6 protein-coding genes, 3 rRNA genes and 1 pseudogene are annotated in these 14,300 nt (G+C 65.8%); 5 read left to right on the top strand and 5 right to left on the bottom strand.

Going from position 1 to position 14,300, the window contains the following annotated elements:
- Nucleotides 1–89 precede the first annotated feature (89 nt).
- Nucleotides 90–1,373 (bottom strand): ABC transporter substrate-binding protein, encoded by a 1,284-nt coding sequence (locus tag BOSE127_RS15315; protein WP_040419670.1) that lies wholly within the window; start codon nucleotides 1,371–1,373, stop codon nucleotides 90–92.
- A 291-nt stretch (nucleotides 1,374–1,664) separates the two neighbouring features.
- On the opposite strand from BOSE127_RS15315, the gene BOSE127_RS15310 reads away from it, so the two are divergent.
- Nucleotides 1,665–2,984 (top strand): glycosyltransferase, encoded by a 1,320-nt coding sequence (locus BOSE127_RS15310; RefSeq protein ID WP_052481843.1) that lies wholly within the window; start codon nucleotides 1,665–1,667, stop codon nucleotides 2,982–2,984.
- A 142-nt stretch (nucleotides 2,985–3,126) separates the two neighbouring features.
- Here BOSE127_RS15310 and BOSE127_RS15305 read toward each other — a convergent pair whose 3' ends face one another.
- Entirely contained in the window at nucleotides 3,127–4,419 is a 1,293-nt protein-coding gene (locus BOSE127_RS15305) for a glycosyltransferase (RefSeq protein ID WP_056069007.1), read from the bottom strand.
- 182 nt (nucleotides 4,420–4,601) lie between these two features.
- On the opposite strand from BOSE127_RS15305, the gene BOSE127_RS15300 reads away from it, so the two are divergent.
- From BOSE127_RS15300 to BOSE127_RS17510, 4 genes and pseudogenes are all read left to right on the top strand, one after another.
- A complete protein-coding gene (locus BOSE127_RS15300; protein WP_140448189.1) occupies nucleotides 4,602–4,829 on the top strand; it encodes a hypothetical protein in 228 nt (75 codons plus the stop codon).
- 113 nt (nucleotides 4,830–4,942) lie between these two features.
- Nucleotides 4,943–5,863 (top strand): beta-1,6-N-acetylglucosaminyltransferase, encoded by a 921-nt coding sequence (locus BOSE127_RS15295; protein ID WP_017887126.1) that lies wholly within the window; start codon nucleotides 4,943–4,945, stop codon nucleotides 5,861–5,863.
- The gene (locus tag BOSE127_RS15290) at nucleotides 5,860–7,365 is read left to right on the top strand and encodes a lipopolysaccharide biosynthesis protein (RefSeq protein ID WP_083389330.1); all 1,506 of its coding nucleotides are present in this window, start codon (nucleotides 5,860–5,862) and stop codon (nucleotides 7,363–7,365) included. Before BOSE127_RS15295 ends, BOSE127_RS15290 begins: the two co-directional genes overlap by 4 nt.
- Nucleotides 7,362–8,190 (top strand): annotated as a pseudogene (locus BOSE127_RS17510) (glycosyltransferase family 4 protein); the annotation flags it as partial. The gene BOSE127_RS15290 and the pseudogene BOSE127_RS17510, both read left to right, overlap by 4 nt.
- Nucleotides 8,191–8,299: 109 nt before the next feature.
- On the opposite strand, the gene rrf reads toward BOSE127_RS17510, so the two are convergent.
- From rrf to BOSE127_RS15270, 3 genes are all read right to left on the bottom strand, one after another.
- Nucleotides 8,300–8,416 (bottom strand): 5S ribosomal RNA (rrf, locus tag BOSE127_RS15280).
- Between the two features lie 157 nt (nucleotides 8,417–8,573).
- A 23S ribosomal RNA gene (locus tag BOSE127_RS15275) occupies nucleotides 8,574–11,701 on the bottom strand.
- 433 nt (nucleotides 11,702–12,134) lie between these two features.
- A 16S ribosomal RNA gene (locus BOSE127_RS15270) occupies nucleotides 12,135–13,656 on the bottom strand.
- Together the 16S, 23S and 5S rRNA genes form the textbook arrangement of a ribosomal RNA operon.
- Nucleotides 13,657–14,300: the final 644 nt, after the last annotated feature.

Below are 14,300 nucleotides of genomic sequence, written 5' to 3'. Positions count from 1 at the left end.
GGAACGCAAGTGGGGACGGAGGGAGGCCCGTGGCGGACCCGCCACGGGCCTCCTGTCCGGAAGGTGCGGCGGAAGCCGCGGTGCGGCCGCTAGCTCCCGCTGTCGGTCGCGGCCTTGAGGGCGTCCTGCATGTCCTTCATGGCTTCGTCGACCGACTTCGACCCCTTGAGCGCCGCGTAGGTGTTGTCCTGGATCGCCTTCGTGACGGCCGGGTAGAACGGCGTGACCGGGCGCGGCTCCGCCGACTCGATCGACTTGAGCAGCGTCGGCAGGTAGGGCAGCTGCTTCGTCAGCTCGGGGTCCGTGTAGAGGTCACCGACGACCGGTGCGAGCGAGCCCTGGGTCGCGAAGAACTTCTGCGTCTCGTCCGAGGTCAGGAACTCGAGGAAGTCGTGCGCCGTCGCCTTGTGCTTCGAGTACACGCTGATGGCCGCGTTGTGCCCACCGAGCGTCGAGGCTCCGACGCCGTCGGCACCGGGGATCGGCGCGATGCCGAAGGTGTCCTTGACCTTCGACGAGCCGTCGGTCTTGGCGAGGCTGTAGACGTAGGGCCAGTTGCGCAGGAACAGCAGCTTGCCGTCCTCGAACGCGGTGCGGCCCTGCTCCTCCTGGTAGGTGATCGCCTCGGCCGGGATGTTCCCGTCCTGGAACGCGTCGACCAGGTTCTGCAGACCGGCCTTCGCCTTGTCGGTGTCGACGTCGGGAGCACCGTCGCTGCCGAGCACCGAACCGCCGGAGCCGTTGATCGCCTCGGACGCGTTGACGGTGAGGCCCTCGTACTTCGCGAACTGCCCCGCGTAGCAACCGATGCCGGCGGCCTTCGCGATCGTGCAGTCGTCCATCATCTCCTTCCACGTGGTGGGGGGCGTCTTGACGAGGTCCTTGCGGTAGTAGAGCAGCGCGCCGTCCGAGGTCTGCGGCGCGGCGTAGAGGGTGTCGTTGTAGGTCGCGGTCTTCACCGTCGACGGCAGGAGCTTCGAGGTGTCGAGCTTCATCTCGCCGGTGAGCGGCGTGAGCCACTTCTTCGCGGCGAACTCGGCGGTCCAGACGACGTCCACGTCGACGACGTCGTAGTTCTCGTCCTTGGCCTGGAAGTGCTGCACCAGGTCGTCGTGCTGCTGGTCGGCCTGGTCGGACTGTTCCTTGAAGGTGACCTTCTCGTCCGGGTGGGCCTTGTTCCACTTCGCGATCAGCGGGCGGACGACGTTCGAGTTGTCCTTGCCCTGCACGTAGGTGATGGGTCCGCGGCTGTCCTGGCCGCTCTTGGCGTCGTCGTCCGCCGAACTGCCGCTCGAGCATCCGGTGAGCACGAGCCCGATGACCGCGACCCCCGCAACGGACGCGAACCGCACCCTGGCGCGTGTTGTCTTCACAGCGTTGTCTCCTCGTTGAGATCACCAGGACGGCTCGGTCGGAGCACGACACCGCCGCCCTGGAGCAGGCGACACTGCCTGCTGGAGGAGGAAGCTACGCCCGGTCCGACCGGAGCGCAACCGGTTGCATCGGATCCGTGACCTGAGCGTGACCCATGAGCTTCCCGTGTCTTCCTGGGTGAGCGCTCATACTCGTCCGGGGCACACGCGCCGTGCGGAACCCCGCACGAACCCCGCCACTGCGCCGATCTGCCGTTGTCGGCCGCTCCGGGCCGTCGTAGCGTCCCGCACATGGCCATCCCCTCCACCGCCGCCACCGTGCCCGCACCGCGCCGGGTGATCGGCGTCGACCTCGACGCCCCGCTCCCCCGGCTCGTCGCCGACGAGACCGGCGCGTCCGCCATGGTGATCGGCTACCGCGGCGGCCACCCCACCGGCACGCTCGACGTGCTGCTCACCGACGACCCCGCCGACGCGGCCCGCGCGCTCGAGGCCCTGCAGGAGACCGTGCTGGCCGACGTCCCCGTCGTGGCCGACGAGGACCTGCCGACCATCTCGGTCGTGGTGTCCACCGTCGTCGACCGCGTCGAGGACCTCGGCAAGCTGCTCGACGTCCTCGAGCACCTGGACTACCCGCGGCACGAGGTCATACTCGTCGACAACCGGGTGCGCGTCCCCGCCGGTGACGCGCTGCCCGCGATGCTGGCCGGGCGGGACGTCCGTCTGGTCGAGGAACGTCGCCCGGGCCTGTCCGCCGGTCGCAACGCCGGTGTCGCCGCCGCGACCGGCGACGTGATCGCCTTCACCGACGACGACGTCCGCGTCGACCCGCAGTGGCTCCGCGCGATCGGTTCGCGGTTCGTCAGCGAGCCGGACCTGCAGGCCGTCACCGGCGTGATCCTGCCGAGCGAGCTCACCACCCCCGCGCAGATCTGGTACGAGGCGTACTACGGCGGGTTCAGCGCCGAGCGCACCTTCTCGCCCGTCACGATCGTCCCCGAGGACGTCCCCGGCACCATGCGGCACGCCCGCGTCCGTGCCCTCACCCCGTCGGGCCAGGTGCTCAAGCGCTTCGCGGTCTACGGCATCGGGGCGTACGGCGCCGGCGCGAACATGGCCTACCGACGCACCCTGATCGACACCGTCGGTGGCTTCGACCCCACGCTCGGCGCCGGCTCCCCCGCCCGCGGCGGTGAGGACCTGGCGATGTTCGTCGAGACGCTCTGGCGCGGCGGGAGGATCGGCTTCGAACCCCGCGCGGTCGTGCACCACCGGCACCGTCAGACCATCGAGGACCTGCACAAGCAGCTGCACGGCAACGGCGTCGGGTTCACCGCGCTGATGTTCGCGCTCGCCGCGAAGGACAAGCGGCACGTCGCCGTCCTCGCCCGCCTGATGCCGCTCGCCGCGAAGGTCAAGTCGAAGCAGATGGTGTCCCGTCTGGCCGGGCGCCGCGACGCCGCCACCGAGGTCACGAACGAGGCCTCGACCACACGCATCCCGAAGACCCTGGCGTACCACGAGCTGCGCGGCTTCCCCGCGGGTCCGGCCGCCTGGTTCCGGAGCCGTCGTCGCTGGCGCGACGTCGAGGCGGGACGGTTCCGGCCCTAGCCGGTCCCCCGCGCGGAACGGGAGGCCCGTGGCAGCGTCGCCACGGGCCTCCCGTCCGTTCTGCCGCGCACGCGGAGCGCGACAGAGCACGCGTCGATCGACGCGTGCTCTGTCGCAAAGCCGGTGCCGGCGTGCCCGCGCCTCAGCGCGCAGTCAGCCGCCCGGCCAGGTACCGCCACGGCCCGCCCAGCGCGGCCACGAGTTCAGCGCGCTTCAGCCCGCGCGTCGCCTCGGTGAACTCGGCGTCCACGGGCCAGCCGCCGATCGCGTCGACCGGGCGATCGTCCGCTCCCTGCCCCAGGGCACCGAGCCGCCGCACCGCCCCGGCCGCCCGCCGCAGCACCGCGAACGCGGTCGACGGCCGCAGGACGAGCTTCGTCACCCACGCGCCGAGGCCCGTGCCGTAACCGATGGCCTGCGACCGCAGAGCGGCACGGTCCTTCCGGTGTTCGTGCCACACGACGGCCGAGGGCTCCACGGCGAGCGCCCCACCGGCGAGCAGGACCCGGGTGAACAGGTCGGGGTCCTCGCCGGCCCGGGCCCGGGTGCCGGGGCCGAGGGCGACGTCGAAGCCGCCGAGCTGGCGGACCGCGTCGCGGCGCACGGACATGTTGGCCCCCGTGCCGAAGGCCCCGACGGTGAACGGGAACAGGGGTTCGTCGACCGGAGGGCTCGCCGTGCGGAGGACCCGGCGCTCGAGGTTCCGGGCCCAGGTGACCCGCTCGTCGAAGTAGCGCTGCGTGGGGGTGCGGAGCTCGCCGCTCGGTACCAGTCCGGTGACGCACCAGACGTCGCTGTCCCGCTCGTAGGCGGCGGCGATGGCGGCCATCCAGCGCGGGTCGGCGACGACGTCGTCGTCGATGAAGGCGACGACCGTGCCGGACGCGAGCGCGAGGCCGGCGTTGCGGGCACGCGAGACTCCGGCGCGGGGCTCGAGGACGTAGTGCACCCGCGGGTCACCGAGCGCGGCGACGACGTCGCGCGTCCCGGTCGTGACCGGCGCGTTGTCGACGACGAACACCTCGAAGTCGTCGTACGCCGACGCCAGGACGGACCGGACGGCGCGGTCGAGTGACGCGGCGCGTTCGCGCGTGCCGATGACGACCGAGACGCGTGCGCCGGATGCGGGCGCGTCGACCGCGGGGCCCGGTGCCGGCAGTCGGCGCAGGACGGGTCCGAGCTCGGCCGGGTCCACCGCCCCGCCCTCGTCGACGCGCACGTCCACGAACCCGGCGACGTCGTCGCCGTCGCGGACCATCAGGCGTGCCCGGCGGAAGCCGGTGGCGCCGGCCAGCTGGACGGTGTCCGCGGCGAGCGCGGCGGACCGGTCGACGGCACCGACCCAGGCGGCTCCGGCCCAGGTGGGGGCGTGGGTCGAGGGCATCGCGGGCTCGAGTGTCAGGGCTCGGGCCGCGGTGGTGGTGTGGTCGGTCATGCTCGTCCCGTCGGGCCGCTCTCATCGGGTGGACCTGGCCATGGTCACCGGCCGACGACAGGGGGTCAACGGCGTTGCTCGGAGGATGCGGGGAGCCTGCGGTTTGCCGCCAGTAGAGTGGCGAACACGCCGGGCGATCGCCCCGGTGCGCACCGGCTGCCCGCCGAGCACGAGGAGGACGCATGCCCCAGGCTCGCACGACGGCCCGGCCCGGCCCGACCAGGCGTCCGCGGCCGCAGTTGCACCTGGTGCCCGAGACCTCGGGGGGTCTCCTCACGCTCGTGGCCGACGACGACGCGACCGGGTCCGGCTGCTCGAGCTGCGGGCACGCCGAAGGGGCGCACGAGCACTACCGTCCCGGCACCGACTGCGCCCTCTGCGACTGCCCGAAGTTCCGCCGCAGCCGCTGACCGGCCCCGCGTCCGATCGGTCCGAGCGGCCGGTCTGCGGGAAACCGCCGTTCCCCCGCACCCGCCCCTGACCGGCCTTGTCGGGGTTCCCGGGCCCGCTTAGCGTCGCGGACATGGCCATCTCCCCCACGCCGCTCGCGTGCATCGTCCTCGCCCACGAGGACCCGACGCACGTCCGTCGTCTCGTGGCGGCGCTCGACCCGTTCCCGGTGTTCCTGCACTGCGACGCGAGCACCGACGACGACGCGTTCGCAGCGATGACGGCCGACCTGCCCGAGCGGGTCCGTGTGCTGCCCCGGATGCGCACCGGCTGGGCGAAGTGGGAGAACGTCGCGGCCGAGGTCGCTGGCTACCGTGCTGCCCTCGCGGAGACCGACGCGACGCACGTGGCCGTGCTGACCGGCAGCGACTACCCGTTGGCCGGTGCCGCGGAGATCGCCGCGGTCATGACGGCGAACCCCGGTCGGTCGTTCGTCGACGTGCAGCCGCTCCCGCACCCCGCGTGGGGTCGTGACGGTGGCCGTTCCCGCGTGCGTTTCCGGCACTGGGCGTGGCGGAAGCACATGCTGCGCCTGCCGATCCCCCGCAGGGCGCCGCGCGGCGTCGTGTTCGGCGGTGGCTCGCAGCTCAAGGTCCTGGCGCGGCACCATGCGCAGGGCGTCGTCGACGTGGTCGACGGCCGGCCGGACCTGGTGACCTTCTGGGAGCGTGTGTGGATCGGTGACGAGACCTTCGTGCCGTCGGTGTTGCTGACCCCGGCGTTCACCCCCGACTTCGCCGACGCCCACGTCGCGCACCCGCTGTGGTGGATCGGGTGGGACGGCACGAAGCAGAAGAGCCCGCCGTGGCTCGGGATCGAGGACGCCGGACGGGTGCTGGAACGCCGTGCCTCGGCCGACCAGTCCGCCCCGTTCCTGTTCGCCCGCAAGTTCTCGACGGAACGCAGCGGCGACCTGCTCGACGTCGTCGACGCCGCGTTCGGGCTGCGCACCGGTGCCCGACGCGACGACGAACCGGCGGTGGTGTCGCGGTGACCGTCCCCCAGACCCGACGCGAGGCCCGTGCAGCCGAGGCCGCCGTCGAGCAGCCCGCCTCGCCCGGAGCGCTCTCCACGGACACCGGTTCGACGGCGGTGGCCCGCGGCTCGTCGGTGCTGTTCGGACGCGGCCTGCTCTACGTCGTGGTGTGGTCGATGCAGCTCGTCGTGAGTTCGCTCATCTCGCCCGTGCTGGCGCACCTGATGCCACCGGCCGAGTTCGGTGTGCTGGCCTCGGCGATCGCGCTCTACCAGGCGCTCGTGGTCGTCGCGGTGTGCGGCATCGACCAGGCGGCGGTGCTGCAGCGGGCCGAGGACGGCGACGACCGACGGGCGCGCGGCCTGCTGTTCGTCGGCATGGTCACCGCCGTCACCGTCACGGTGTTCGCACTCGTCTCGATCCCGCTGTGGGGGGACGCCGCGGGCTTCGTCGACCAGCACCCGCTGCTCCTGGTGGCCGTGCTGTGGACCGGGCCCGCCGCGATCGTGCAGCTCTCCCTCGCCCTGCTGGTGGCGCAGGACCGCATCCGGGTCTTCGCGGTGACGAGCCTGCTGTCGTCGGTCGGCGGGTCGGTCATCGGCCTCGGGCTGCTGGCCGCCGTGCACGCCGACGCCACCACCTACGCCTGGGGCGGCGTCGTCGCCCAGGGCGTCGCGATGGTCATCGGCATCGTCGCGACCAGGCCCCGGTTCCGTGGCCTGTTCGACCACCGCACCACCGCTCGCGCCTTCCGGCTGGGCGTCCCGATCGCGCTCGGCAGCCTGTCGTACTTCGTCCTGAACGCCGGCGACCGGCTCGTCGTGCAGCGCCTGCTCGGTGCCGACGAGGTCGCCCGCTACCAGATCGCCTACGTCGTCGGGTCCGCGGTCATCCTGCTGCTGACCTTCACGAACCAGGCGTGGGCGCCGCACTTCGCCGCCCTCCGCGACGCCGTCGCCCGTCGTCGGCTCGCGATGCACGCCCGCGACGAGCTCTACGTGCTCCTCGCCCCCGTGCTCCTCGCCGTGACGCTCGTGTCGCCCGTGGCCCTGCCGATCCTCGCGCCGGCCTCGTACCGCGTCGAGTCGCTCACCGTCGTCGTGTTCGTGGTCGCCCTGACCGCGTTCCCCGTGGTCGCGAGCGGCGCCACCGGCCGACTGCTGCTGGTGGAGCGCCGCGGCGTGACCGTGGGAGTGATCGGTGCGGTCGCCGGTGTCGTCAACATCGCCGCGAACCTGGTGCTCGTGCCGCTGACCGGCATCGTCGGCGCCGGCATCGCGACCGTGATCGCCTACGGGATCCTCGCCGTCCTGCAGCAGGCGGCGCTCCCGGACCGCCGCGAGTGGCGGGGGCCCGGACGCCGGGTGCTGCTGGCCGTCGGCATCGCCCTGGTGCTCGCCGCGGCGTCGCTGCTGGCACCGCAGGACCTCACCTGGAACATCGTCAGGGTCATCGGTGTCGTCGCCTGCATGCCCTGGTTCTTCCGTCGACTGCAACTCGCCCGCGGAGGCTCGGCATGACCAGTCCCACCGCCCACCGCACACTCCGTGTCGTCGTCGCCACGAACGGGCTCACCATCACCGGCGGCGTCGAGCGCTGCGTCCTCGAGGACGTCGGCGAGCTCGTGTCCGCTGGGCACGACGTCGAGGTATGGCACCGCCCTGCGCCGACCGGTCGCCCGGACGACGGCCGTGCCCCCTTCGACCGTCTCGGTGTCCGGCTCCGCCCAGCACGGGACTACTCCTTCTCGGTGCGGACCGCACCGCGGGACCTGCTGCGCTTCGTCGGCGAGGGCCTCCGCCTCCGCCGGTCCCGCCCCGACGTCCTCTGGCTGAACCGGCCGGAGTTCCTGCCGTGGGGCCGCGTCGTGTCGTTCGTGTCCGGCGTCCCCCTCGCGGTGCACCTGCACCACGCCCCGAACTACCGCCGCCTCGGGCCGTTCGCGGGGGGCCGGACGCGGTTCTTCGCGGTCTCCACCGCGATGACGCGGGCCTGGACGGCAGCCGGGGCACCGGCCGACCGCATCGACGCGGTGCCGAACGGCGTCGACACCTCAGCCTTCCCGCTGGCCACGCCCGCCAGCACCCGCCGCGCCCGTGCGGCGCTCGGCATCGACGACGACCGCCCCGTGGTGCTCCACTACGGTCGCCTCACGCGTTCGAAGGGCGTGCTCGCCCTCCTGGAGGCCTGGGGGCGCGTCCACGCGTCGACCCGCGTCCTCGTCGGGCACGGCACACCGCCCGCCCCGGCCCCGGTGCTCGTCCTCGCCGGAGCGCTCTCCCCCGCCGACGCCCCCGCGGTGCGCCGCGCGATCGCGGCGCACCGCGGGGGCGTCGGCGGGGGAGNGAGTGAACGGCGGCAGAAACAGAAATGGCCACCGGCCCCAACCGAGAACGAGGGTTTCCCCTGCGAATTCTCGATGGAGGGCCGATGGCCACATCTTTCTTACGTTAAGTCCGGCGGCGTCCTACTCTCCCACAAGGTCCCCCTTGCAGTACCATCGGCGCTGAGAGGCTTAGCTTCCGGGTTCGGAATGTGACCGGGCGTTTCCCTCTCGCTATGACCACCGGAACACTCTCGACCAGATCATACATTGGTCTCAAAGCTGTCCCGACTACTGCCCTCCGTGAAGAGGGCAGAGCGGTGTATTCAGTTTCGATTCCCGATCGTCTGTCGGGAACCACAAAGTGGACGCGAGCCCGTGCAACAAGTGCACGGAAATCAGTGTGTTATCAAGTCTTCGGCTTATTAGTACCGGTCAGCTCCACGGGTCGTTAGTCCCCGCTTCCACATCCGGCCTATCAACCCAGTAGTCTGCTGGGAGCCTCTCACACTCAAGGTGCATGGAAATCTCATCTCGAAGACGGCTTCCCGCTTAGATGCTTTCAGCGGTTATCCGGTCCGAACGTAGCTAATCAGCGGTGCCCTTGGCAGAACAACTGACACACCAGAGGTTCGTCCATCCCGGTCCTCTCGTACTAGGGATAGATCTTCTCAAATTTCCAACGCGCGCAGCGGATAGGGACCGAACTGTCTCACGACGTTCTAAACCCAGCTCGCGTACCGCTTTAATGGGCGAACAGCCCAACCCTTGGGACCTACTCCAGCCCCAGGATGCGACGAGCCGACATCGAGGTGCCAAACCATGCCGTCGATATGGACTCTTGGGCAAGATCAGCCTGTTATCCCCGAGGTACCTTTTATCCGTTGAGCGACAGCGCTTCCACAAGCCACTGCCGGATCACTAGTCCCGACTTTCGTCCCTGCTCGACCTGTCAGTCTCACAGTCAAGCTCCCTTGTGCACTTACACTCGCCACCTGATTGCCAACCAGGTTGAGGGAACCTTTGGGCGCCTCCGTTACTCTTTGGGAGGCAACCGCCCCAGTTAAACTACCCATCAGGCACTGTCCATGAACCCGATCAGGGTCCTACGTTAGACATCCAAAGTGACCAGAGTGGTATTTCAACAATGACTCCACGAACACTAGCGTGCCCGCTTCACAGTCTCCCACCTATCCTACACAAGCCACTCCGAACACCAATACCAAACTGTAGTAAAGGTCACGGGGTCTTTCCGTCCTGCTGCGCGTAACGAGCATCTTTACTCGTAGTGCAATTTCGCCGAGTTCGCGGTTGAGACAGCTGGGAAGTCGTTACGCCATTCGTGCAGGTCGGAACTTACCCGACAAGGAATTTCGCTACCTTAGGATGGTTATAGTTACCACCGCCGTTTACTGGGGCTTAAATTCAGAGCTTCGCCCAAAGGCTAACCCTTCCTCTTAACCTTCCAGCACCGGGCAGGCGTCAGTCCGTATACATCGTCTTGCGACTTCGCACGGACCTGTGTTTTTAGTAAACAGTCGCTTCCCACTGGTCTCTGCGGCCTTCAACGCTCACGGAGTAAATCCGGTCACGTGTCCGGCCCCCCTTCTCCCGAAGTTACGGGGGCATTTTGCCGAGTTCCTTAACCACGATTCTCTCGATCTCCTTGGTATTCTCTACCTGACCACCTGAGTCGGTTTCGGGTACGGGCGGCTGCAACCTCGCGTCGATGCTTTTCTCGGCAGCATAGGATCACTGATTTCCCCTTACGGGTACGCGTCGGATCTCAGGCACACAGACGACGGATTTGCCTATCGTCAGCCCTACATCCTTACACCAGGTTCACCTTACGGATACCATCGCCTGGCTCAGCTACCTTCCTGCGTCACACCTGTTCATACGCTAACCGCACCAGCATGGGGTCGAGCGTTAGACCGGCCACCATCACCCCGAAGGGATCCGGTTGTACCGGGTTAGGACTCTTAGCACCACTGGATTAGCTTGGGCGGTTGTTCGCCGGTACGGGAATATCAACCCGTTGTCCATCGACTACGCCTGTCGGCCTCGCCTTAGGTCCCGACTTACCCAGGGCGGATTAACCTGGCCCTGGAACCCTTGGTCTTTCGGAGGACGGGTTTCTCACCCGTCTTTCGCTACTCATGCCTGCATTCTCACTCGTGTAGCGTCCACGGCTGGATCACTCCGCCGCTTCACTCGCCACACGACGCTCTCCTACCACTCCGCACGACTGAACCACGAAGGCTTGTCTATAGTGCGAAATCTACAACTTCGGTGGTGTGCTTGAGCCCCGTTACATTGTCGGCGCGGAATCACTTGACCAGTGAGCTATTACGCACTCTTTCAAGGGTGGCTGCTTCTAAGCCAACCTCCTGGTTGTCTGTGCAACTCCACATCCTTTCCCACTTAGCACACGCTTAGGGACCTTAGTTGGTAGTCTGGGTTGTTTCCCTCTCGACGATGAAGCTTATCCCCCACCGTCTCACTGCTGCGCTCTCACTCACCGGCATTCGGAGTTTGGCTGACGTCAGTAACCTGTTGAGGCCCATCGGCCATCCAGTAGCTCTACCTCCGGCGAGAAACACGCAACGCTGCACCTAAATGCATTTCGGAGAGAACCAGCTATCACGAAGTTTGATTGGCCTTTCACCCCTATCCACAGCTCATCCCCTCCATTTTCAACTGAAGTGGGTTCGGTCCTCCACGACGTCTTACCGTCGCTTCAACCTGGCCATGGATAGATCACTTCGCTTCGGGTCTAGAACATGCGACTCAAACGCCCTATTCAGACTCGCTTTCGCTACGGCTGCCCCTCACGGGTTAACCTCGCCACATATCACTAACTCGCAGGCTCATTCTTCAAAAGGCACGCCGTCACCCCTACTAAGGAGGCTCCGACGGTTTGTAAGCAAACGGTTTCAGGTACTATTTCACTCCCCTCCCGGGGTACTTTTCACCTTTCCCTCACGGTACTTGTCCGCTATCGGTCATCTGGGAGTATTTAGGCTTATCAGGTGGTCCTGACAGATTCACACGGGATTTCTCGGGCCCCGTGCTACTTGGGATACACATCCGGCCATAACACCATTTCGTCTACGGGGCTGGCACCCACTACGGCCCGGCTTTCAAACCGGTTCGACTATGATGCGCTGTAACCGCCCCAGTCCGGCAGAACTGAGTGACGTGTCCCACAACCCCGACCATGCAACGCCCGCCGGCTATCACACATGATCGGTTTAGCCTCATCCGCTTTCGCTCGCCACTACTCACGGAATCACATGTTGTTTTCTCTTCCTGTGGGTACTGAGATGTTTCACTTCCCCACGTTCCCTCTACCCGCCCTATATATTCAGGCGGGAGTCACCAGGTCGCAAAACGCCTGGCGGGGTTTCCCCATTCGGAAATCCTCGGATCGAAGCTCGATTATCAGCTCCCCGAGGCTTATCGCAGATTTCTACGTCCTTCATCGGCTCCAGATGCCAAGGCATCCACCGTTTGCTCTTAGAAACTTGACCACAAAGATTAAAATTGCGATCCAACGTCACCACTCAACAACCCAAAGGCTGATCATGGATGACGCGAATCAAAGATGCTCGCGTCCACTGTGTAGTTCTCAACATACGATCGGCACCAGCACTCCCCCACCACAACAGCAGGATCACACTGGCCCGACGAAGGACCCGTAGGCCCAACCCCCACCACCACTCACGTAGCAGCAGGAAGCCTGGTCCCTCAGGACCCAACAACGTGCACCAGCTGAGCGCTCCACCCCCGACCCGTCCCAACCCTGCAAGCAGAGCGTACTGAGGTCGGAAGCATCACTCCCAACTGCACTGTCAATGTTCCACCCATGAGCTACCCGTCGGACACGTTCGGTCCGAAACAGGCGCCTGGACCAGCAACCAGCCACCCCTAATGGGCGACCAGCACTGACCAGATGCTCCTTAGAAAGGAGGTGATCCAGCCGCACCTTCCGGTACGGCTACCTTGTTACGACTTAGTCCTAATCACCGATCCCACCTTCGACGGCTCCTTCCACAAGGGTTAGGCCACCGGCTTCGGGTGTTACCGACTTTCATGACTTGACGGGCGGTGTGTACAAGGCCCGGGAACGTATTCACCGCAGCGTTGCTGATCTGCGATTACTAGCGACTCCGACTTCATGAGGTCGAGTTGCAGACCTCAATCCGAACTGAGACCGGCTTTTTGGGATTCGCTCCACCTTACGGTATCGCAGCCCTTTGTACCGGCCATTGTAGCATGCGTGAAGCCCAAGACATAAGGGGCATGATGATTTGACGTCATCCCCACCTTCCTCCGAGTTGACCCCGGCAGTCTCCTATGAGTCCCCGGCATAACCCGCTGGCAACATAGAACGAGGGTTGCGCTCGTTGCGGGACTTAACCCAACATCTCACGACACGAGCTGACGACAACCATGCACCACCTGTACACCGACCACAAGGGGGCGACCATCTCTGGCCGTTTCCGGTGTATGTCAAGCCTTGGTAAGGTTCTTCGCGTTGCATCGAATTAATCCGCATGCTCCGCCGCTTGTGCGGGCCCCCGTCAATTCCTTTGAGTTTTAGCCTTGCGGCCGTACTCCCCAGGCGGGGCGCTTAATGCGTTAGCTACGACACAGAAACCGTGGAAAGGTCCCTACATCTAGCGCCCAACGTTTACGGCATGGACTACCAGGGTATCTAATCCTGTTCGCTCCCCATGCTTTCGCTCCTCAGCGTCAGTTACGGCCCAGAGATCTGCCTTCGCCATCGGTGTTCCTCCTGATATCTGCGCATTCCACCGCTACACCAGGAATTCCAATCTCCCCTACCGCACTCTAGTCTGCCCGTACCCACTGCAAGCCCGAGGTTGAGCCTCGGGATTTCACAGCAGACGCGACAAACCGCCTACGAGCTCTTTACGCCCAATAATTCCGGACAACGCTTGCACCCTACGTATTACCGCGGCTGCTGGCACGTAGTTAGCCGGTGCTTTTTCTGCAGGTACCGTCACTTTCGCTTCTTCCCTACTAAAAGAGGTTTACAACCCGAAGGCCGTCATCCCTCACGCGGCGTTGCTGCATCAGGCTTTCGCCCATTGTGCAATATTCCCCACTGCTGCCTCCCGTAGGAGTCTGGGCCGTGTCTCAGTCCCAGTGTGGCCGGTCACCCTCTCAGGCCGGCTACCCGTCGTCGCCTTGGTGAGCCATTACCTCACCAACAAGCTGATAGGCCGCGAGTCCATCCCCAACCAAAAAATCTTTCCACCACCAGACCATGCGGCCAGTGATCATATCCAGTATTAGACGTCGTTTCCAACGCTTATCCCAGAGTCAGGGGCAGGTTACTCACGTGTTACTCACCCGTTCGCCACTAATCCACCCAGCAAGCTGGGCATCATCGTTCGACTTGCATGTGTTAAGCACGCCGCCAGCGTTCGTCCTGAGCCAGGATCAAACTCTCCGTAAAAAAATACAGACCCAACACCCGAAGGCATCAGACCGAGTTGATTCTGACTGTTGACTGTCTACTGACAATCTTCAATCCAAAAGGAATTGCTTCATGACCCAGTCAGCAAGCCGACCAGGCACGAGGTCAATCAATAAATTGGCATTGACAATGTGCACGCTGTTGAGTTCTCAAGGACCAGACGCACTGCCGACCAGGCACGAGGTCAATCAATAAATTGGCATTGACAATGTGCACGCTGTTGAGTTCTCAAGGACCAGACGCACTCCCCGCTCGACCCACAAAAGGATTCCGCCAGAGAGGCATTCGTCTTGTTCCACCGTCGGACACGTCGAATCACTTCGACTTCTTCGGGGGGATGTTGCCTGAGCGGGACCCCGTCCGGACTGCGCATCCAGGGCTTGCACCCTGTGACCGTCTCGGCCGTTCCGTTCTCCGCCTCAGCGGCAACGAGTGATTACTCTACACAGGCCCCAGGGGGCCCGCCAACCGTCCTCCCTCCCGGGCGTGTCGCACTCCGGTGAACGGGAGCTGCCCCCCCGGGTTTCCGGTGATCGACGGGGTGGACGCACCCCGTGAACGACGGAAGGCACGGTGCGAACCCGCACCGTGCCTCCCGAACGAACAGACGACCAGACGACCAG

Source organism: Curtobacterium sp. 8I-2 (assembly GCF_902506155.1).
In the GTDB taxonomy this organism is placed as follows: Bacteria; Actinomycetota; Actinomycetes; order Actinomycetales; family Microbacteriaceae; genus Curtobacterium; species Curtobacterium poinsettiae.
This window is presented reverse-complemented; position numbering and strand designations above follow the sequence as displayed.